Consider the following 22,295-nt stretch of genomic DNA (forward strand, 5'->3'; position numbering starts at 1 on the left):
GAAGTATTTAGATTTGAAAGTTGATTTTCTTTTTCAAGAATAGAAATATTTAAGTTATTTTCTTGATTATTAAGATTAGTTGGTTTTGAAGATGTATTGGATTCTTGGATTTGACTATTGTCTATAGGTGGAAGGTGGATATTATTAAGTGAATCTCCGATACTTCCAGAAAAGTTTATAAGTGCCATAAAGTAACCTCCATATAAATATAAATATAATATAATATATAATATTTTGTAAAAAAAGAAATGTTACAAGAAAAAAATGTTTAAAAGGGAACAAAAAAATAAGAATATGAATATATTATGAGTGAAAAACACATTTGAAAGAAGGATGAAAAAAGAAATATTACAAGAAAAAATGTTTAAAAGGGAACAAAAAAATAAGAATGTGAATATATTACAAGTGAGAAATACATTTGAAAAAGAATAAAAATATATTTGAAAGAAGGATAAAAAAATGGATGAATTACAACAACGAAATGGAAAAATAGAATTTAAGAATAATATTAGAGTAAGCGAAAAAGAAATGGAATGCCCATGGGATATAGAGAAAACAATAGAAATTCAAGGAGAAGTTAAAATATTTGCTAAAAAATTTGCACATTCAGAAGCAGAATGTGTGAGAGGTGCAATTGCTAGTAAAGGCGATGACATAGGCTTTACTCTTGTATATGGTAATTATGGAGAATTTTGTTATGAAGCACCAAGAAATAAACCAACAGTAGAAGACCAATTATATATTCAAAGTCCTGTTTCCTTAAAATTAATGAGCTTATGCATTAATGATGAAAATGCAAGATTATTTAATGTTAATAGCGGTACAGTGGTACAAATTGGTGATGTTTTTGAAGGTGGAAGACCTTATCAGCTTCAAGTTCAAAAACTAAATAACATGGGACGATGGATTGCAGATTTTGATATAGAATGTCATTCTATATGTTGTATATCAATGCTATTCCAAATAGAATTCCCAATATGTAAAGATTGTCGAGACAGAAGAGACTAGAAGTTTATAAAAATAATTTTAAAAATGTTAGTTACTGCAATAAAGATAAATGCTTTATTGCAGTTTTCTTATAAAAAGAGAGTATATTTAAAGTTTTAATATTCAAACTTATAAAGAGATTAGTACTTTTGTAGAAAGTACTAATCTGAATGAGACTAAAAAAATTAAGAATATGGGAAAAGGCCATATCAAAAAGGTAAAGTTGACCCTATGGCAAGGATATTTTAAAAAAGGCTATGCAGCTAAAAGCTGATTTCCCTATTGAACTGGAGCTAGCTTTTCTAATCCAGTTTGATATCTATAATAATTTATATAATTTTTAATAGCTATTTTAACTTTAATAAATATTGTACAATATTTAAAATCTAATTCATCTTTCATACGCCTAGAAAACGATTTCTATGGGGTATTATCCTAACAGTTACCACATCTAGACTAGATTGTACGATAGTATATTTTAAAAGAAGCTTCTGAAATTTAGGGCTAGTATAGTGAACTCCTTGATCTGAATGAATAAATTAAGTTTGCTGAAGAATATGGTGTTAAGAATAATATTAAATCACTTCGATTAGATGTATATGAAAATAATTTACTTGCAATAAAACTTTATGAGAAGTGTGGATTTAAATATATAGATACTATTGATTTAGGATTAGAAAAATATGGATTAAAATGGTTTGAGGTATATGAAAAAATAATTTGAATTATATAATAGTAAGGATAGAAAATCACTTATTATAGAATTAGGAATATATTATAGATTAGATAATATTGAAGAATGTGCGAGGTTAGTATGAAAAAAGAGATTTTAGGGTATGTAGCAATTATATTAAGTAGTATAGTGTTGTCATTAGAATTATATGGGTTAAAAGTTATTAAGTATTTAGAAATGAAAGAGCAAGGAGTTTGTTATGCAGACGCTATGAGGTGTGCATATGAAGCACCGATATCAATAGCACTTTTAATACCAATTTTTATAATATGATTAGGAGTATTTTTAATTGTTCAAGATAAAATAAAGCATAAAAATAAGTAATATACTAAATGAGAAGTTTATCCATAATTAAGAAGCCATAAGGTATTATAGATACTTTATGGCTTTAATAAAATTATTTTATTTTTATAGTGAAGAAGGAGAAACCATAATCTCTATTCTTACACAATATTTATTTTCATCTAAAATGGAAAGTTCATTTAGAGGATATTCTTCATAAGCATTACCACAAATTATAAGATTATTTTCTTTTATGAAAGAAAATAATTTCTCATATAAATAATCAGACTCACCATAAGCACATCTACCATAAATTACAGCATAATCACCTTCAGGCTTATAGGAGTTTTCATTACTTTCAACTTTAAAGTAATATTTTAATGGAAGCAATGGAGTATTATCTTGAAGGTTTTCTTTACTTACAATAACTCCTAGAGGATATCCTAAATTAAAACCTTTTTCAGAAACAAAATCATAAAAAGAGATAAATGAGTCATCACTAGTTTTATCTAAAATTACAGGACCGAGCAAAATAGGTTCTTTCTTTTTTCTTTCTATAAAAATTTCATTTTCTTTATGAGTAAGAGCAGTACTCGCCATAGTAGTATAAAGATTCATAATTTCTAAAGTTACCTGAAGTTTTTTTATTTCATTTAATATCTGTGCTCGTTGAGTATTAAATAAGGAAAATAATTTTTCAGGAGTACGACTTTGAACATATCTACGTATTTCATCAATACCAATACCAATATCTCTTAAAGAGACTATAAGATATGCAGTATTAAGTTGACTTCTTGTATAGTAACGGTATCCATTATCTCCACGACAATCAGGAGATAATAGTTTAATTTGATCATAGTACCTTAGATTTTCAGGCTTAATACCAGTTATGTGAGAAAACTCACTAATTGTCATATGTAATTTGTTTTTCATATTTACCTCCAAATTTTATATTTAAACTATTGACCTTAGAGTTACTTTAAGGTTTATAATACACGTTATAGAGAATTTATACAAACTTATTTATATATTGGAGGTAAAAAATGAAATATTTAAAGCAGTTCCTAAAAGAAAAGAAAGGTAAAACTATATTAACTTTGAGCTTACTTTTAGGACAGGCAGTAGGAACATTATTAATTCCTTTTTTAATTGCTAATATTGTAGATAATGGTATTTTAAAAGGGAATATGGATAAAGTTATTCAAATTGGGTTTATGATGTTTATAGTTTTAGTAGTTACGACAATTGTAGCATCCTTAGGAAGTTATTATTCAGCTGACTTAGCAGCAAGTCTTGGATATGAAATGAGAGATAAGCTTTTTTGTAAAAGTCAGGATTTATCTATTCACGATTTTGATTCAATAGGAGTTTCTTCCATGATTACTCGTACAACATCGGATATCGCAATAATACAACAAACTTTTGGGTTAGCATTACAGCTTATAATTCCAGCACCATTTTTAATTGTATCTTCAATAATTATGACAGGGAATACAAGCAAAACATTAGCAATGGTGCTGATTATATCAATAGTGATATTTTTAGCTTTAGCTTTCGTAATAATAAAAAAATCCATGTTTATTTCTACGAAAGTGCAAAAGAAACTTGATGCTATTAATGGAGTAATTAGAGAAAATATTACAGGAATAAGAGTAATTCGTGCTTTTGGAAATGAAAAATATGAAGAAACTAGAACAGATAGTTCATTTAAAAGTTATGCAACAGATATGATTAAATTAAATAAATTATTTGCAATACTTAACCCAATTGTATGGTTAATTATTGGGATTGCCATGGTATCAATACTTTGGCTTGGTGGATTATTTTCTATGAAGAACATAATGGAGATAGGAGAAATAACAGCAGTTATAGAATATGCAATTGTTACTCTTGGGTATTTAATTCTTGCTACATCAACAAGTGTTACTTTACCAAAAATGTTTTCATGTATTAATCGTATTGAGGAAGTTTTAGAAATTAATCCAGAGATTCAAGATTTAGAGCTTAAAAATAAAGAATTTGATAAAGAGACTTCAGAGTTAAGCTTTGAAAATGTATCTTTTTATTATAAAGGAGCAGAAGAGCCAGTTATTAAAAATTTATCTTTTTCATGTAATGAAGGTGAAACTCTTGCAATTATAGGAAGTACTGGTTCAGGTAAAAGTACTATTGCAAGTCTTATTTTAAGATTACATGATATTAGTGAAGGAAAAATATCTATAAAAGGAATGAATATAAAGAATTTTTCACAAGAAGATTTAAGAAATAAGATAGGGTATGTACCTCAAAAAGCATTGCTTTTTAGTGGAGATATTGAAAGTAATTTAAAAATGGGAAATGAAAATGCAACAATGGATGAGATAAAAAAATCTTTAGAGATTTCTCAATCAGAGGATTTTATTAATAAATTACCATTAGGAATAGGCTCTTCAGTATCACAAGGAGGTTCTAATTTCTCAGGTGGTCAAAAGCAAAGATTAGCAATAGCGAGAGCACTTGTAAGAAAGGCAAATGTATATATTTTTGATGATAGTTTTTCAGCACTGGATTTAAAAACAGATTCAAAACTTAGAAAAGCCTTAAAAGAGAATATAAAGGATGCAGTTAAAATAATAATAGCACAACGAGTAAGTACTATTATGGATGCAGATAAAATTCTTGTTTTAAATGAAGGTGAATTAGTTGGAATTGGAAAACATGATGAGTTAATGGAAAACTGTGATGTGTATAAAGCAATTGCACAAAGTCAAATGAATATATAGGAAAGGAGATTTTATGGAAAAAGATATTGATTTACAAGAATTTAATGAAGATATACCTAAAGATACGAAGAGAACGGTCAAAAGGTTAGGAAAGAGATTAAAAAATCAAAAGAAAAAATTATTAATTGTTGGAATTTGTGCATTACTTGGAAGTGCAGCTTATGCCATTATGCCTTTAATAGTGGGAAAGGCAATTAATAGTTTACTAAGTAGTATTAGAAGTTTTGATGGAAGTATGAATATAGTAGAAGTAGTTACAAAGGCCCTTATAGGACCAATAGTACTTTTAATAGCTGTTACTCTTATAAATAGTTTATTAGCATATATTCAACAATATATTATAGCAAGTGTAGGAGAAAATTTAACATATTCATTGCGAAAGGAAATAAGTAGTAAGATAAATAAATTACCACTTAAGTATTTTGATTCTCATAAAACAGGAGATGTAATGAGTAGAGTAACTACAGATCTTGAAAAAGTATCTCAAGTTATGCAAGTTGGATTTATACAGTTTATATCATCTATTTTAACGATTTTATTTACTGTAGTAGTAATGCTTATTTTAAATGTAAAGTTATCTTTATTAATATTTATTTTTATAGGAATTAGTATGGTTGCTACTAATTATGTAGCAAAATTAAGTCAGAAATATTATGGAGAAAATTTTGCTGCTATGGGAGAGTTAAGTGCAAAGGTTGAAGAAGTGTATTCAGGAAATACAGTTATTAAAGTATTTAACAAGCAAAAAGACACTATAGAGGATATGGCAAAACTTAATAAAAAACAGTTTGAAGCAAATAGAAAAGCTCAATTTGTTGATTTTACTATATATCCTATTATAAGATTTTTAAGTCAATTAGGATTTATTGCCACAGCTATTATAGGTGGAATTATGACAATTAATGGTGGGCTTTCATTAGGAGGAATTCAAGCATTTTTACAATATGTAAATCAAATTTCAGAGCCTGTTACTCAATCATCATATGTTATTATGTCATTGCAATCAGCTATTGCAGGGGCAGAAAGAGTTTTTGAATTGCTAGATGAAGAGGAAGAAGTTAAAGATACAGAATGTATATTAGAAGAAAAATGGATAAGTGAAGGAAAAGTTAATTTTGAAAATGTGAAATTTGGATATACAAAAGAAAAAACTTTAATTAAAGATTTAAAGCTTGAAGTAAAACCAAATGAAATGGTAGCTATTGTAGGCCCAACTGGTGGGGGGAAAACTACATTAATAAACTTAATTATGAGATTTTATGAGTTAAATGGAGGGAAAATTTTAATAGATGGAACTGATATAACTCATATTCCACGTAATGAACTTAGAAGAAATATTGGAATGGTACTTCAAGATACATGGTTATTTAAAGGGACAATAGCTCAAAATATAGCCTATGGTAATATGAATGCAACACATGAAGATATTGTTAAAGCTGCGAAATTAGCTTGTTGTGACCATTTTATTCGTACTTTAGAGCATGGATATGATACAGTTATATCAAGTGAATCAGCTAATATATCACAAGGAGAGTTACAGCTTTTAACTATTGCAAGAGCTATGTTAACTAATCCAAGTATAATGATATTAGATGAAGCAACTTCAAGTGTTGATACGAGAACAGAAGTAGAAATTCAAAAAGCTTTATCAAGGCTTATGAAAGATAAAACAAGCTTTGTAATAGCGCATAGATTATCAACTATTCAAAATGCAGATATGATATTAGTTGTAAAAGATGGAGATATTATAGAAAGAGGAAATCATAAAGCTTTATTAGAGCAAAATGGTTTTTATGCATCTTTATACTATAGTCAATTTGAAAAAGCTAATTAAAAAATTTAGAAGTAGCTAGATATATTAAAATCTAGCTACTTTTATTGCGTATATAATAAAAGTAGAATGTAGTGTTTTAGTGATATAAAGCATATATAAAATTAATGTTAAATGGAGTGAAGAGTTGAGAGGTTAATATGTTACAATAGAATAAAACTTAAAAAAGATTGGTGAAATAAAAATGAGTGAAGATAAATATGATAAAAATGGCTTTGATGAAAAAGGAATACATAAAAATGGAACTTATTATGATGAATTTGGGTTTGATGCATTTGGGAAAAATGAAGAGGGATTAAGTTTTAATCAAGTTTTTCCTAAGAATGGATATACTAAAGATGGCTATGATAAGTATGGTTTTAATAAAGAAGGATTTAACCGTGAAGGAATACATAAAGATTCTAAAAATGGAAGTATAGATATAGAAGAAGAGTTGAATAGAATTATAGGGCTTGAAAATGTTAAAAATATAATAAAAGAACAACATAATATTCTTTTAGCTAGGGAACTTAGAAGAAAAAATGATGTTAACGTGGAAGATACACAAGCTTTAAATATGATTTTTACAGGAAACCCTGGAACAGGAAAAACAATGGCTGCAAGACTTATAGGTAAGCTATTTAAAGAATTTGGAATTTTAAGAGAAGAAAAGATAGTTGAAGTTGATAGAAGTATGCTAGTTGGACAATATCAAGGTGCAACAGCTAAAAAAACTAGAGAAGTTTTTAAAAGTGCACTAGGCGGAGTTCTTATAATTGATGAAGCATATTCTCTTTATAATGGAGAGATGGACGAGTCAGGAATGGAAGCAATAAATACTATAGTAAAGCTTATTGAGGATTATAGAAATGAAGTAGTAGTAATTCTTACAGGTTATAAAAAGGAAATGAATGATTTTATGGAAACTAATATGGGAATAAAATCTAGATTTTCTTTTCAGATAGAATTCAATGATTATAATTTAGAAGAGCTTAAAAAGATATTCTTTAATATGATAGAAGAGCGAGGCTTTATTTTAGAAGATAACTTAGAGGAATTTTTAAATAAGAGAATAGAAGAAATGTTACTTAGAAGTGATCGAGCATCTGGTAATGGAAGAATGATAAGAAATCTTGTGGAAGATGTTATAAGAAAGCAAAGCTTAAGGATTGTAAAAGAAAAAAGAGAAGAAGGTTTAAATTTAATAATAAAAGAAGATATAGATGAACAAAGAATTGTACATAAAACAAATTTAAAAGATGAACTAGAAAAGATTGTTGGAAAAAAAGATATAAAAGAATTTTTAACTCTTTTAAATGCAAGATTATCTATGAATAATGAAAGAAGAAAACTTGGACTATTTGTAGAAGCAAGTTTAAATAATATGGTTTTTAAAGGTGGAGTAGGAACAGGAAAAAGCATGATAGCTAAGACTGTATCAACACTTTTTTATAATAATAGAATTTTAAAAACAAGAAATATAGTTGAAGTCACAAGAGGAGATTTAGTTGCATCTTATATAGGGCAAACTTCTATAAAGACAAGAAAAAAAATAAAAGAAGCTGTAGGTGGAGTTTTATATATTGATGATGCACAAAATCTTTTAAATATATCAGAAGGTGACTTTGGGACAGAAGCTATAAATGAAATAGCAAAGGGAATAGACATATATGGGGATAATATTTTAATTATATTAAGTGGTGAAAAGGAAGGTATTCAAAAATTATTAGATTTGAATCCACATTTAAAAGCAAGATTTAAGCATAATATTGAATTTAAAAATTATTCTTTAGAAGAGTTAACAGATATATTACTTGGAAAGCTTGAAAATGGTGGATATACTTTAGATCTTATAACATTAGAAAAAATAAAGGAATATCTTGGAGAAGAAAACACTTTAAATAATGGGCGTTATATAGAAGAAGTTTATGAAAAAATTCAAATGAATATGGCAAAAAGAATATATAAGAAAAAAGAATTAACTAAAGAAGATTTAACACTTATAAAAGAAGAGGATATATATTAAAAATTACTACTATAAAATAGTTTTTACTTATTTTATAGTAGTTTTTTTATAAATAATTAATTTTTAATATATATTTTAGAATAGATAATTGATATATGATATAAAAAATTATAATGAAAATTTATATCTGTATTAAAAAGAGCAAGAATATGTATTAAAAGGTTTTGATGAATTAATTATTTGTATAGAAATAAAAACGAACTGTGTTATTAATTTATAAAAATATAGTTTTCTGTATATCTAAATTTATAAAGGTGATAAAAGGGAGGTTTTCTTTTATGGCACAATAGTTGCTATAAGAAAGAAGTAAGAAAATATAAAAATTAATTAAAGGGTATTTGTGGGAGGATAAATTAATGGAGTATAGAATAGAGAAGGATTCAATCGGAAGTAAAAAGGTACCAAATAGTGCTTACTATGGTGTTCAGAGCTTAAGAGGGTGTGAAAACTTCAGAATTAGTGGAATGAGATTAGAGGATTCTTTTATAAAATCTTTGGCACTAGTAAAAAAAGCATGTTCTATAACAAACTATAATGTAGGGGAACTTGATGAAAAAAGAATGACTGCAATAGTGAGAGCCTGTAATAGAATCATAGAGGGAGAATTTTTAGATCAATTTATATTAGATCCTATTCAAGGTGGAGCAGGAACTTCAATGAATATGAATATGAATGAAGTTTTATCAAATATTGCGAATGAATCACTTGGATATAATAAAGGAGAAAAGTATCCTGTTCACCCAAATGATCATGTTAATATGGGACAATCTACTAATGACGTTATTCCAACAGCAGGTCTTATAAATTGTTATCTTTTGTTAAATGATTGCTTAAAAGAGTTGGAAAATTTTAAGTCTGCTTTAATGGAAAAGGGTGAAGAATTTAAGGATGTAATAAAAATGGGGAGAACAGAAATGCAAGATGCAGTCCCTATGAGTTTAGGTTCAGAATTTATTTCTTTTGGAAGAGCTATTTCGAGAGACATAAAGAGATTAGAAAAAGATTTAAAAGGACTTTTAGAAGTTAATTTAGGTGGAACTGCTATAGGAACAGGAATGAATGCCCATCCAGAGTATATAAAAAATGTATGTAGTACATTAAAAGAATTAAGTGGGTTAGATATAAAGCAAGCAGAAGATTTAATAGATAGTACTCAAAATTTAGATTTAATTGCAAAAGTATCGTCTGATTTAAAAGTATGTGGGATAAATTTAAGCAAGATAGCAGGTGATTTAATACTTATGTCATCAGGGCCAAGAACAGGTTTTGGAGAAATAATTCTTCCAAGTAAACAAAATGGATCATCTATAATGCCAGGAAAGGTTAACCCTGTAATGCCAGAATTATTAAAGCAAATATCCTTTCAGATAATTGGAAATGATACAACAGTGACTCTTGCAACAAGTTCAGGACAACTTGAATTAAATGCTTTTTATCCAATAATATTTTTAAATGTATTCCAATCGATTAATATATTAAAAAATGGATTAAATACAGTAACTGAAAATTGTATAAAGGGTATAGTTGCTAATAAAGAAAGATGCAAGGATTTAGTTGAAAATAGTATAGGAATAGTAACAGCTTTAGCACCAACGATTGGATATGAAAAAGCTGCATATATAGCAAAAAAAGCATTAGCAGAGAATAAGAGTATATTAGATATTATAAAAGAAGAAGAGAGTTTTAAAGAAAAGGAAATAAAAGAAACTCTTGATATAAATAAAATGATTAGGAAAATTAGTTAAATAGCTAGCAAGTAAATTAATATAGATAGAAAATTGAAAATGGTTGAACAACATTTATCACAAAAAAATAAAGGCAGACTTTTCAACCCCTTATGAAAAGCTGTCTTTATTTTTATGCGTATATAAAACAATATACTGAGTAAAATTTATATATTTATAAGAGATTAGAATTATATAAATATATAGTAATTAATAATATAACTATAAATTCAGAGGATGGCATATAAAGGTTTAAGGTATCTTCAATAATTTCAGTATATTTTTCTGCTAAGTAAAATTCTTTCGGAAATGAGGCTTTAAATTTTTCTTTAAACTTTAAGTTATCTAAAGAAATAAGGCTCATTCTATCATAAATAAAATCTAGATGAATATTAAAAAGATTTTCAAGCATAGCAAGTTTAAATAGTTTATCAAGATTTGGATCAAAATTAATTAGTTTTGCATTTACTTCATCAAAAGTTGAATATGTAAAATTAAACTTATAATTATCGCTACAATCTTTCAAAACTTGCATATATGAGTGGAGAGCATCATTTAACTTATCAATAGATAAGTCTTTCATACCAATTAAAATATCAATACGATTAATTAGCGATTTAAAAGCCTTAAATAATTTTTGAGTTTTATGTTTGAAATAATAACTAGTTATTTGACTATTTTTATCATAGATAAAATATCTATTTTGTGGTTGAAGATTTTCTAAAAGTAATTTTTCTTTTAAAAGAGATTTACTTAAGTTTTTTTGAATTTCATGTGTTAAATCAGGACTATTTATTTTTATAAGTTTCTTGTTATTAATAATATAATCTGTGTAAGCATTTGCAACGGAAAGTCTAATATCATTTTTAAGTTGTCCCACATTAAAAGGACAGTCATATGAAAGAAAACAAAGCATTGCATTATAAGATACATATATAGGCGTATCAAGAATGGCACTTTCTTCTTTTAAAAAAGTTTCTATCAAAGTAAGACGTTCTTCTAAAGGACGTTCTTTTAAAGTGGGCATTTTGATTTTTACTGAAATTCTTCTAAGAAAAGTACTTAGAAGAGTTTTATTTATATCCTCGTTTGTTGCACAGATTATTCTAACTTTCGAAGTAATAGTCTTAGATACTTCTCCAAAACGTCTAAAAGTTCCTGTATCCATAAAAATAAAAAGCATTTCTTGTCCTTCATTAGGAAGATTATGAATTTCATCTAAAAATAAAATCCCGCCATTTGCTTTTTCAATAAGACCAATTCTATCTTCTGTAGCGCCAGTAAAAGTTCCTTTTTTAACTCCAAATAGATGAGAACTTAAAAGTTGAACATTATTAGCAAAATCAGAACAATTAAAATGATAAAAAGGCATATCTTTTTCAAATATAGTAGAAGCGTAATCATGCATAAATTTTGCAAGCATAGATTTCCCAGAACCTGTGTCTCCAATAATAAGAGAATTCATTCCGTTAGGTGGATAAAGAATTGCTGTTTTTGCAAGTTTGCATGGATCTGTTAAAGAAGGAAATAAAAGAGAGAGTCTATCTAAAGATGATTTTTGAGTAAAATCTATATTATTAGGATTTTTCAGATAGTATTTTACTGGTCTAGATGAGTTTTTAAATAAAGAGCCATCTTTAACTAGAAGATTTAAATCTTTACTAATATTTGCACGCTCGATATTCAGCTTAGTAGAAATATCAGATGTAGTTACGCCTTTTCCTGCATCTAACTCTTTCACCGTATTAAAAACCAATTGGATTCGTTTCATTGAATAATCACCTCAAAACTTAAATTTAAAATATAGCGAAGTTTAAAATATATTTAATGTATAGCAAAAGAAGATAAGCATCCATTAAGTGTATTAAAAATAAAAAATAGTGTGTTAATGAAGCTATATTTTGTAGTTTATATGTATTATTTTAGGACATTGTAAACATTTAATCAACAAAAAATAAGAAAAAAATGTTTGTAATGGCTAAAAAAGGAGAATAAAGAAGGTTGGCATATAAGTTGCTTATAAAATTAAGTAAGAAAATAAAAAATAAAATTAATAAGGGAGTGTAATGATATGAAAAAAATCTTTTTATTCTGCGATGCAGGAATGTCAACAAGTCTTTTAGTTTCAAAAATGATGGAGGTAGTAAAAAAGCATAATCTAAATATTCATATAGAAGCTAACCCATGTGTAAAAGCACATGCAATGATACAAGATGAGAAACCAGATTGTGTTTTATTAGGACCACAAGTAAGATTTATGCTTAGAAAAATGGAAGAAACATGTAATCCATTAAATATACCAGTAGCAGCAATAGATCCAGTAGCATATGGAGCGATGGATGGAGAAAAAGTATTAAAAACAGCAATAAAAATGATAAAAAAGTCACAAGGAAAATAAAAGTTTAGATATAAATTTAGGGGGAATTGTGACATTTTGAAGGGAGCAGGTAAATATGAATGCAATAATGAAAAAATTAGAAAATATTTTAATGCCAATGGCAGAGGTTATTGGAAGAAATAAATATCTTATAGCAATAAGAGATGGTTTTTTAATATCAACACCGTTACTAATAATAGGATCCTTATTTTTACTTATAGCAAACTTTCCAATACCAGGATGGAATGAATGGGTTGCAAAGTTCCTAGGAGAAGGATGGTCTGCGAAACTTACAACACCAGTAGCAGCAACTTTTGATATTATGGCGATTTTAGCCATTGTGGGAATAGCTTATAGTTTAGCAAGACAGTTAGATATAGATGCAATTCAAGCATCAGCAACAGCGCTAGTAGCATTTTTTATAGTTACACCATATAAAATTAATTTTATACCAAAGGGTGAAGAAACATCATATATAGTTAAAGGAATTCCATTAGATTGGGTTGGATCAAAAGGCTTATTCTTAGGAATGATAGTGGCATTAACTTCAGTAGTTCTTTTTGCAAAGATTATAAAAAAAGGATGGGTTATAAAACTTCCAGCAGGAGTTCCACCTACAGTTGCAAAATCTTTTGAAGCATTAATACCAGCAGGAATAGTTATAGTAGTATTTTTCTTAATAAACTATATATTTGCATACACTGCTTATGAAACAGTTCATAACTTTGTATTTAAGTTATTACAAGTACCATTATTAAAACTTGGAAATACATTACCTGCAATGATTATAGCGTATCTTTTCTTACATGGATTTTGGTTCTTTGGAATTAATGGATCAAGTGTTGTTGGAGCAGTATTTAATCCAGTATTAAAAGCTTTATCAGTAGAAAATTTAGAAGCTTTTCAAGCAGGACAACCAATACCAAATATAATTACAGGTCAATTCCAAGATATGTTTGCAACATTTGGAGGAGCAGGAAGTACACTTTCATTATTAATTGCAATTATTCTTGTATGTAAAAGTCAAAGGGTTACTAAGATGGGGAAACTTTCATTATTACCAGGAGTATTTGGAATAAATGAACCTATAATATTTGGATTACCAATAATGTTAAATCCAATAATGTTAGTACCATTTATAGTTATACCAACAATAAACATAATCATTTCTTATTTTGCAATGTCAAGTGGTCTCGTACCATTTACAAATGGAGTGCAAATTCCATGGACAACACCTCCAGTTATTTCAGGATTTTTAGTTTCAGGGTGGCAAGGATCAGTTCTTCAAATATTATTAATGGCATTAGGAGTATTTTTATATATACCATTTATTAAAGCAATAGATAATCAATACTTAAAAGAAGAGCAAGTTGTAGCAAATAGTGAAGAAGAAGATGATGATATAGACTTTGATGATTTAGATTTATAATTTAAAATAAAAATTTAGAATATGATTTAAGAAAATAATAGGGATAAAAGAGTTATGAGGAACTCTAAAATAAATAATAGGAGAAAGAAAGATGAAAAAAGTTATATTAATATTAAATCATGTACAAGCTGGTATGGGCAGTGATGAAAATGCAGATTTAAAACCAGCAGGAAAAAAATCAGTAATAGGTCCAGGGAAAATGATGGAACCTTATTTTAAAGAGTTAGGGATGAATATAGAAGCTACATTATATTGTGGTGATGGATATTATAATGAAAATGAAGATGAAGTAAAGAAGAAATTCACAGCTATGGTAAAGAAGTTAGGAGCAGATGTAGTAGTTTGTGGGCCAGCACTTCATTATCCAAACTTTGGAGAAATGGTTGGAAGTATAGCAGAAGAAATATCTAATAATTCTGATATACCAGCATTTGCAGCAATGTCTACAGAAAATCCAGCGATGGAAAAGTATAAAGAAAAAGTAATAATAGTAAAGACACCTAAAAAAGGTGGCATAGGATTGAATCAATCAATAGAAAATATATGTAAAATGGCAAGTAAACTTGCAAATAAAGAAGAAATAGAAAGCTTCAAAAAAGAAGTTTGTTTCTAAAATAAAAAAAAGTGGGGTATATGAAATGAAATGGGCAATGATAGCAACTTGGAGAATGGCAGTTGAAGGTATAACTGAAGCTAGTAAAGACTTAGAAAAAGATGGATTTGCAGGGGATGCAATTGAAAGAGCAATAAAATGCGTTGAGGATTTCCCTTTCTATAAATCAGTTGGGTATGGTGGACTTCCTAATGAAAATTGTGAAGTTGAACTAGATGCAGCATATATGGATGGTGACACTCTATCAATTGGTGCTGTTGGAGGTATAAGAGATTTCAAAAACCCTATAAGTATAGCAAGAAAACTAAGTCATGAAAGATTTAATTGCTTCTTAGTTGGAGCAGGAGCTGAAAGGTATGCACATAAAGAAGGTTTTGAAAGAGTAAATATGCTAACGGATAGAGCAAAACTTCATTATCAAAAAAAGTTTAAAGAAACTGTTGAAAAAGGATTAAGTCCATATAATGGACATGATACTGTAGGAATGATAGCAGTAGATAAATTAGGAAAAATGGTAGCAGGAACTTCAACAAGTGGATTATTTATGAAAAAAGCTGGAAGAGTTGGAGATTCACCAATTTCAGGATCAGGTTTTTATTGTGATAGTGAAGTTGGAGGTGCATCAGCAACAGGTCTTGGAGAAGATTTAATGAAGGGATGTATTTCTTATGAAATAGTTAGACTTATGAAAGAAGGAATGCACCCACAAGAGGCTTGTGATAAAGCAGTTCAAGAATTAAATGATAAGCTTGCAAAAAGGCGTGGAAAATCTGGAGATCTTTCATTAATAGCTTTAAATAATAAAGGTGAATGGGGAGTAGCTACAAACATAGAAGGATTTTCATTCTCTGTAGTTTCAGAAACAGAAGAGCCAACAGTATATATATGCAAAAAACAAGTGAATGGAAAGACAGATTATGAAGTGGCTTCAGAAGAATGGTTAGAAGCATATTTAAATAGAATACATGAACCAATAACATTTGATTAAAAGATAATTAATTTAGAAGTAGAGTTTATAAGAATAAAGGAAAAGTATTTTTATAAAAGAAAAATTTGATTTATAAATACAAAGATAGCCTTGAGGGAAAAAGATTCTCTTAAGGCTATGTTTCTAGAAAAATGATTTTAAAAAATTAAATGATTGGAGGGAATTATATGTTTAAGGAAAGAATTAAAAAAGAAGAAAAAGAACTTTTAAAAAGTATAGAAAAAGTTGTAGAGATTAATAGTATTGAAGGAAAGCAAGGTATAAATGCTCCATTTGGAGAAGAGCCAAAGAGGGCATTAGAAAAAGCATTAGAAATTGCAAAAGAAATGGGCTTTAAAGTAAAAAATATAGATAATGTGATTGGATATGCAGAATATGGACAAGAAGATTCATCTGATGAATATATTTGTGCATTAGGACACTTAGATATAGTAGAAGCAGGTGAAAATTGGGACTATGATCCATTTAAGTTAACTATGGATAATGGAAGATTATATGGAAGAGGTGTATTAGATAATAAAGGACCAATTATGTGTTGTCTTCATGGAATGAAAATAATAAAAGATATGAATTTAGATATAAATAAGAAGATAAGAGTTATATTTGGAACTAACGAAGAAACGGGATTTAAAGATATTCCATATTATTTAAAAGAAGAAAAACTTCCAGTAATGGGGTTTACACCAGATTGCAAGTATCCAGCAGTATATGGAGAAAGAGGAATATTAGATATAACTATTTGGAGTAAAGATATAATAGAAAATGTATTAATTGATAGTGACTTTGTAAATAATGTTGTTCCTAGCGAATGTAAATTGATTATTGATGGGAATTTATTTGGAGATATAGGAGAAAAAGCACCGGGAAATGCACCGGAATTTGGAGTAAATGCAGTTACTAAATTAGTAGATAGACTTAAAAATATGGAACTATCGGAAAATTTAAAAGAGTTTTTTGCTTTTGTAGCTAAAGAGTTTCATGAAAATCATAACATGGAGAAGAACGGAATAAAATGTGAGGATGAAATTTCAGGGAAACTTGTAATTAATCCATATGGAATAGTAAAAAAGGATAATAAAATAGGTGTATCTGTAGTGTTTAGGTATCCTATTTCTTATAAATATGAAGATATTTTAGAGATAATAAGAAGCGTAATGGAAGAAGGAAATACACTTACTGAAAATAGAAGAATGGATTCTGTTTTATTTCCTAAAGATGGTGAAATGTTAAAAATATTAAAAGATAGCTATGAAGAAGCAACAGGATTTGATGGAACTCCAGTTACTACTACTGGTGGAACTTATGCGAAAGTTTTTAAAAATATCGTAGCTTTTGGACCATCTTTTCCTGGACAAAAAGGAATAGCGCATAATAAAAATGAATATATGGAACTAGAAGATTTAATGACAAATTTAGAGATTTATACGAATGCTTTGTATAAATTAGCAAAATAATTAAATGTATTTATTGAACAATTGATACATTTAATGTAAAATTAAACAGGGGAGTAAAATCTACATAGAATAAAAAGAGAATGGTTTTATGGAGGGGGATTTATGAGAAAGAGATTATTATTAGTACTAAGTATTTCTGCTATTGCAACTATGTTTGTAGGATGTGATTCTAAGGATGGAATAAAAGGGGGAGTTATACCTAAATACTTTGAAGTAGAAGAAAATAAGGATTTAAATATAGAAGGATTTGAAACTGAATATTCAAAATTATATGATATAAATAATGATGGGATTTGGGAACAATTAGATTTGGTAAAAAAAGATGGTGAAGCATATATTCTTATAAAACATGCGGAAACAGAGGAATTGAAAAGTGCTATTAAAATAAATGCAAATAGCAAGGAAATTGAGAAAATTTTAGATGAAGATAATGATGGGATAGAAGAAATTATAGTATTAAAAGAAGATAATAAAGAAGATATATATCATTATAATCCTGAATCTAAAGGATATGAATTATAAAATAAGTATTTAAAATAAAAATATTAATTATAAAGTACATGGTTTTTAAATCATGTACTTTATTTATATGAAAATTAAAAATAAGATAGAAAATATAGGACAGTAATAATGAAAAAAGATTAATGAATAATGAATTAATTTAATAAAAGGAGAAGATATAAGAAAGAGACATGGAACAAAAATAAATTAAAAAAATGAAATAAAAAGTGATAAATTTGATAAAAGAATAAAAAAATAATATTAAATAGAGAAAAATTAAAAAAATGAAAATAAATCAGGGCAAAGAAAAAATAATATTAAATTAAAAGATAAAGAAATGAAAATATAAAATATGTCAATGTTAATAAATTGTTAAAATTATTTCCTTTGACAAAGAATAATAATATTAGTAATAATTAATGAGTAGTTAAAAGCTTATGAATAGATAATTTAAAGATTAAAACTACAAAATAAAATTATAATGGAAGGATGAAGTATTATGGGAAAAAGTAAAAAGCTAACGTTATTTCAGCTTATAGGAATTACAATGGCTTTCTTTGGAAGTATAAGAAGTGTGCCAACTCTTGCAATTAATGGATGGACAGAAATAACATATGTAGTTGCAGCAGTTGTTATATTTGCAATACCAATAGCACTTATTGCAGCAGAGCTTGCAACAGGATGGCCAGAAGAAGGTGGCCCGCAAGTTTGGGTAAAGGAAGCCTTTGGAGAAAAATGGAGTTTTGTTACTTCATGGCTTTTATGGGTACAAATGATGACAGGTATGACTATGGTAGGTACTACTGTAGGAGTTATATTAGGATATGTTATAGGAATGCCAGAATTATCACAAAATAATATATTTGTATTCATATGTTTACTAGTATCATTTTGGGGAGTTACATTACTTAATTTCAAATTTGATATGGTAAAAATAGTTGGAAAGTTTGGAGCATTAATAGGAGTATATATTCCTTTCGTATTATTAGTTATTTTAGGAATAGCCTATGCAGCGAAATTTGGAATTACTCCACATGGATATCTAGGACATTTTGAAGCAAGTAAATTAATACCTGATTTTAGTAATTTAGGAACATTAACATATTTTTCAGGAATAATATTTATATTTGCAGGAGTAGAAATATCATCAGTGCATGCAAATAATATTGATAATCCTAAGAAAAACTATCCTATAGCAGTAATAGCATCAGTAATAGCATTAGTTGTTGTAAATTTAATAGCAGGGCTTACAGTATCAAACGCAATACCACAAGGGAAAATTGAGTTAACAAATATATTACAGCCTTTTGCAGTATACATAAAAGCATTTAATTTACCAACTATATTCCAAAATATTATTGCATTAATGATATTAGTTGGAGTACTTGGGCAGATGAGTGCGTGGGTATTAGGTCCATCAAAAGCTATGATTAAAGTTGCAGAAGATGGAAATCTTCCAAAAGTATTTCAAAAGAGAAATATAAAAGATATACCAACAACTTTTGTTATAATTCAAGCGATTGTAGTTTCATTACTAGCATTAGCATATGTTGCAATTCCAAATGTTAATGGAGTATTCTTTATGATAACAATGGTTACGACTATTTTATATTGTGTTGTATATATTTTAATATGTGCATCAGCAATAAAATTAAGATATTCAAAACCAGAGGTAAATAGAGCATTTAGATTAGGTGCAAAAGGAAATGGGGTTATGTGGATTATAGCATTACTTGCATTGTTTGGGGTTATATTAACTATAATAGTAAGTTTAATTCCACCATCAGTAATTGGAGAAAATCAACATACATTCTATATAGCATTCCAAGTAATAGGAACATTATTAAGTATAATAATTCCAATAATTATTTTTGCATGTAAAAAAGAAAGTTGGAAAAAGAAAAATTAAATAAAATATTTTAAATGGGAAAGCTCTTGTATTTAGATAGTTAAATACAAGAGCTTTTGAATTATTTTATATTAATTTTAATTATGAAAGCGTTATTTAGTGTTTTTCTTATCGATTCCACAAGGAACCCAAGGATAATCAGGATGTGATGGATCACAAGGGTTAGTAGAATTTACAACCTTTTCTTCCTCAAATATTTGGTCAAAATCTTCAAAATTTTTTTTATCTTTTATCATAAAAAATTCCTCCTTCATATCTTAGTGATTTAGTATGAATTAATTATAACACTAAGAATAATAATTATCAATAGATAATTATTAAAAATAAATAAAAACAAGAGGATTGCAGAATCAACCCTCTTGAAATAAATCTATATCATATTTTAACTACATATTAAAAGAGGATTATCTTCTATTAATACATCAATAATATCTGTAACTTTAAATTTTCCACTTTTTAAAGTAGATAAAGTACAACTATCAATTGGATGTAGTTGTAGAAAATCAACAATCCCATGTTCAGTATGGATGCTTTGTAGTTCTTTATCTCTAACTACTAAAAATCCAGCAAATTTAGAATCGGAATCTATTGTTTCTCTATAATCAATAAAGCTATCTTGAGTTAAATTTATACTAGCTGATTTATTATATTTATAAATATTTTCAATAGCCATAAGAATATCCTTTAAATCATCCTCGGATTCTTTTGTAGTTCTATATGTTAATTCATAACCTAATTTTGATTTTTCTCTCATAAAACTCTGAACATTACCGTAAAGTTCTGAAAATCCTAAACTTACTATATGATTATGAGAAAGATTAGAAGTAGTATTTTTATATACTGAAAAACCTTCTAAAGAATGTCTATTAAATAAAGGTTGATTAATATTAAATAGTTTATAGCTAGCAGGTTCTTGATCTTTATAAATAATATCTAAAGTAGAATAAATTCTGTCTAAACCAGGTGCAAAAGTATCATTTGTAATTAAGTTATCTTTATAATCGTTAAAATTCATCATAAGTCTTGTCCCCTTTTTGTAAAAATTAATATATCCATGAATATATAATAACATAAAATACATTATTTTGTAACAAAATATTCAAAAAATTTAAATTTAATTCAAAAATAGATGCAAAATGATGAAAAAATGTATTAGAAAAGAATAATATAAAATAAAAGTTTAAAATGTGGAGATACTATTAAAAGTGCATTTATTCAATTGACACTAAATATCAATTAGTGCTAGTATAAGCAAGTGATAATAATTATCAAAAGGAATTTTAAATCAAGTATTTAAAGAATAGGAGAAACACAAATGAAGACACTAAAGATGGATGATGAATTCCAGGGAAAAAGAAGAAAAAGAAGTTTTTGGATGCTTTTAGCAGCCATGGGACCTGGAATAACAGTAATGCTTGCAGATACAGACGCAGGATCAATAATAACAGCAGCTCAATCAGGAGCACAATGGGGATATAAACTTATCCTTTTAAATTTAATATTAGTACCAATGCTTTATTTTGTGCAAGAGTTAACTACAAGACTTGGAATAACAACTGGTAAAGGGCATGGGGAATTAATAAAGGAACATATGGGGAAAGCTTGGGCTTGGATTGCCGTTGTTGCTTTATTTGTTTCAACAGTAGGAGCACTTATAACAGAATTCTCAGGAATGATGGGAGTTGGACTTTTATTTGGTGTATCTAAATGGATAATGGTTCCATTAGTAATTGTATGTTTAATTTTACTAAGTGCAACTGGAAAATATAAAACTGTTGAAAGAGTAGCAATTGTTGTTGGACTTTTTGAATTAGTTTTTATACCAGCTATGATAGTTGCTCATCCTGATTATCATCAAGTAATGATGAGTTTAGTTGGACCACAGCCACTTAATAATGGAGCGTATTGGTTATTAATTGCAGCAAATGTTGGTGCTGTTATAATGCCATGGATGGTTTTCTATCAACAAGGAGCAGTAGTTGATAAAAAGCTTACTGAAGAAGATATGAAGTATAGTAAGATAGATACAGCAGTTGGATCTGTAGTAACTCAATTAGTGGTTGTAGTAGTTATAATAGCTGTTGCAGCAACTATAGGAAAGCACAATCCAAATGCATCATTAAATTCAATACAAGAAATTAGTGAAGCATTAACACCGTTCTTAGGAAATGTTGGAGGAAAAGTAATATTTGCAATTGGAATTTCAGGAGCAGCATTAATTGCAGCAATTGTAGTATCGCTTGCAGCATCATGGGGATTTGGAGAACTATTTGATACACCATGTAGTTTAGATAATACATGGAGAGAAGCACCTGTATTTTATGCAATTTATTGTGGAGCAATGATAGTAGGTGGAATAGTAGTTTTATCAGGAGTTCCTTTAGTGCCATTAACATTAGGAGTTGAAGTTTTAAATACATTATTACTACCTTTAGTATTAGGACTTTTATTAGCTCTTGGATGGAAAGCATTGCCTAAAGAACATGCATTAAAAAAATGGGAAAAGATTGTACTTATATTTATATATGTAGTTGTTTGTGGATTAGGTGTAGCGACAATAGTTTTAACACCACAAATTTCAGAATTCTTTAGATATTTAGTGAGTTTAATATAAAAATGTGTTTTAAAGTAAAAAAAGTTTAGAGATTATAAATCTCTAGACTTTTTTTGTTAATATGAAGAAGATTAGAAATAATGTAG

At 27.7% G+C, this 22,295-nt stretch carries 19 protein-coding genes and 2 pseudogenes; 15 read left to right on the forward strand and 6 right to left on the reverse strand.

Annotated features, from left to right (window positions below; all coding sequences use genetic code 11):
* On the reverse strand, positions 1-188 hold a 188-nt coding region (locus Q0W06_RS12125; RefSeq protein WP_297635816.1), incomplete at its 3' end, for a hypothetical protein.
* Between the two features lie 271 nt (positions 189-459).
* Between Q0W06_RS12125 and Q0W06_RS12130 the strand changes: the two genes are divergently transcribed.
* Complete coding sequence (locus Q0W06_RS12130; protein ID WP_297635819.1) at positions 460-1,008, forward strand: hypothetical protein; 549 nt, start codon at positions 460-462, stop codon at positions 1,006-1,008.
* A 258-nt stretch (positions 1,009-1,266) separates the two neighbouring features.
* Here the strand turns inward: Q0W06_RS12130 and Q0W06_RS12135 are convergent.
* A pseudogene (locus tag Q0W06_RS12135) lies at positions 1,267-1,392 on the reverse strand (IS3 family transposase); the annotation flags it as partial.
* 139 nt (positions 1,393-1,531) lie between these two features.
* Here Q0W06_RS12135 and Q0W06_RS12140 point away from each other — a divergent pair.
* Together Q0W06_RS12140 and Q0W06_RS12145 are read left to right on the forward strand one after the other, a co-directional pair.
* Positions 1,532-1,711: pseudogene (locus Q0W06_RS12140) on the forward strand (GNAT family N-acetyltransferase); the annotation flags it as partial.
* Between the two features lie 90 nt (positions 1,712-1,801).
* Entirely contained in the window at positions 1,802-1,993 is a 192-nt protein-coding gene (locus Q0W06_RS12145; RefSeq protein WP_297635822.1) for a hypothetical protein, read from the forward strand.
* Between the two features lie 135 nt (positions 1,994-2,128).
* Here Q0W06_RS12145 and Q0W06_RS12150 read toward each other — a convergent pair whose 3' ends face one another.
* Positions 2,129-2,935, reverse strand: coding sequence for a MerR family transcriptional regulator (locus tag Q0W06_RS12150; protein ID WP_297635825.1), 807 nt, complete (start codon positions 2,933-2,935; stop codon positions 2,129-2,131).
* 110 nt (positions 2,936-3,045) lie between these two features.
* Between Q0W06_RS12150 and Q0W06_RS12155 the strand changes: the two genes are divergently transcribed.
* From Q0W06_RS12155 to Q0W06_RS12170, 4 genes are all read left to right on the forward strand, one after another.
* Positions 3,046-4,764, forward strand: a complete 1,719-nt coding sequence (locus Q0W06_RS12155; RefSeq protein ID WP_297635827.1) for an ABC transporter ATP-binding protein — start codon at positions 3,046-3,048, stop codon at positions 4,762-4,764.
* A gap of 13 nt (positions 4,765-4,777) precedes the next feature.
* The gene (locus Q0W06_RS12160; RefSeq protein WP_297635830.1) at positions 4,778-6,598 is read left to right on the forward strand and encodes an ABC transporter ATP-binding protein; all 1,821 of its coding nucleotides are present in this window, start codon (positions 4,778-4,780) and stop codon (positions 6,596-6,598) included.
* Between the two features lie 181 nt (positions 6,599-6,779).
* Positions 6,780-8,600: an AAA family ATPase gene (locus Q0W06_RS12165; protein WP_297635833.1), complete on the forward strand. Its 1,821-nt coding sequence runs from the start codon at positions 6,780-6,782 to the stop codon at positions 8,598-8,600.
* Positions 8,601-8,956: 356 nt separating this feature from the next.
* A complete protein-coding gene (locus tag Q0W06_RS12170; protein ID WP_297635836.1) occupies positions 8,957-10,345 on the forward strand; it encodes an aspartate ammonia-lyase in 1,389 nt (462 codons plus the stop codon).
* A gap of 154 nt (positions 10,346-10,499) precedes the next feature.
* Here the strand turns inward: Q0W06_RS12170 and Q0W06_RS12175 are convergent, their stop codons facing one another.
* Positions 10,500-12,095: a sigma 54-interacting transcriptional regulator gene (locus Q0W06_RS12175; RefSeq protein WP_297635839.1), complete on the reverse strand. Its 1,596-nt coding sequence runs from the start codon at positions 12,093-12,095 to the stop codon at positions 10,500-10,502.
* A 300-nt stretch (positions 12,096-12,395) separates the two neighbouring features.
* Here Q0W06_RS12175 and Q0W06_RS12180 point away from each other — a divergent pair, with 300 nt between their 5' ends.
* The 7 genes from Q0W06_RS12180 (at position 12,396) to tyrP (ending at position 19,595) form a co-directional block, all read left to right on the forward strand.
* Positions 12,396-12,722 (forward strand): PTS sugar transporter subunit IIB, encoded by a 327-nt coding sequence (locus tag Q0W06_RS12180; RefSeq protein WP_297635842.1) that lies wholly within the window; start codon positions 12,396-12,398, stop codon positions 12,720-12,722.
* Positions 12,723-12,777: 55 nt separating this feature from the next.
* Positions 12,778-14,130 (forward strand): PTS cellobiose transporter subunit IIC, encoded by a 1,353-nt coding sequence (gene celB, locus Q0W06_RS12185; protein ID WP_366516780.1) that lies wholly within the window; start codon positions 12,778-12,780, stop codon positions 14,128-14,130.
* 91 nt (positions 14,131-14,221) lie between these two features.
* The gene (locus Q0W06_RS12190) at positions 14,222-14,743 is read left to right on the forward strand and encodes a GrdB-related putative oxidoreductase (RefSeq protein WP_297635844.1); all 522 of its coding nucleotides are present in this window, start codon (positions 14,222-14,224) and stop codon (positions 14,741-14,743) included.
* 25 nt (positions 14,744-14,768) lie between these two features.
* A complete protein-coding gene (locus tag Q0W06_RS12195; protein ID WP_297635847.1) occupies positions 14,769-15,731 on the forward strand; it encodes a N(4)-(beta-N-acetylglucosaminyl)-L-asparaginase in 963 nt (320 codons plus the stop codon).
* Between the two features lie 167 nt (positions 15,732-15,898).
* Positions 15,899-17,185 (forward strand): Sapep family Mn(2+)-dependent dipeptidase, encoded by a 1,287-nt coding sequence (locus tag Q0W06_RS12200; protein WP_297635850.1) that lies wholly within the window; start codon positions 15,899-15,901, stop codon positions 17,183-17,185.
* A gap of 102 nt (positions 17,186-17,287) precedes the next feature.
* Positions 17,288-17,707: a hypothetical protein gene (locus tag Q0W06_RS12205; RefSeq protein ID WP_297635852.1), complete on the forward strand. Its 420-nt coding sequence runs from the start codon at positions 17,288-17,290 to the stop codon at positions 17,705-17,707.
* A gap of 478 nt (positions 17,708-18,185) precedes the next feature.
* The gene (gene tyrP / locus Q0W06_RS12210) at positions 18,186-19,595 is read left to right on the forward strand and encodes a tyrosine-tyramine antiporter (RefSeq protein ID WP_297635854.1); all 1,410 of its coding nucleotides are present in this window, start codon (positions 18,186-18,188) and stop codon (positions 19,593-19,595) included.
* Between the two features lie 92 nt (positions 19,596-19,687).
* Here the strand turns inward: tyrP and Q0W06_RS12215 are convergent, their stop codons facing one another.
* Both Q0W06_RS12215 and Q0W06_RS12220 read right to left on the reverse strand, forming a co-directional pair.
* Complete coding sequence (locus tag Q0W06_RS12215) at positions 19,688-19,831, reverse strand: hypothetical protein (protein WP_297635856.1); 144 nt, start codon at positions 19,829-19,831, stop codon at positions 19,688-19,690.
* 146 nt (positions 19,832-19,977) lie between these two features.
* Complete coding sequence (locus Q0W06_RS12220) at positions 19,978-20,613, reverse strand: suppressor of fused domain protein (RefSeq protein WP_297635858.1); 636 nt, start codon at positions 20,611-20,613, stop codon at positions 19,978-19,980.
* 297 nt (positions 20,614-20,910) lie between these two features.
* Here Q0W06_RS12220 and Q0W06_RS12225 point away from each other — a divergent pair, with 297 nt between their 5' ends.
* A complete protein-coding gene (locus Q0W06_RS12225) occupies positions 20,911-22,209 on the forward strand; it encodes an Nramp family divalent metal transporter (protein ID WP_297635860.1) in 1,299 nt (432 codons plus the stop codon).
* The last annotated feature ends 86 nt before the right edge of the window (positions 22,210-22,295 follow it).

This window comes from uncultured Clostridium sp., assembly GCF_947072515.1.
GTDB lineage: Bacteria > Bacillota > Clostridia > Clostridiales > Clostridiaceae > Clostridium.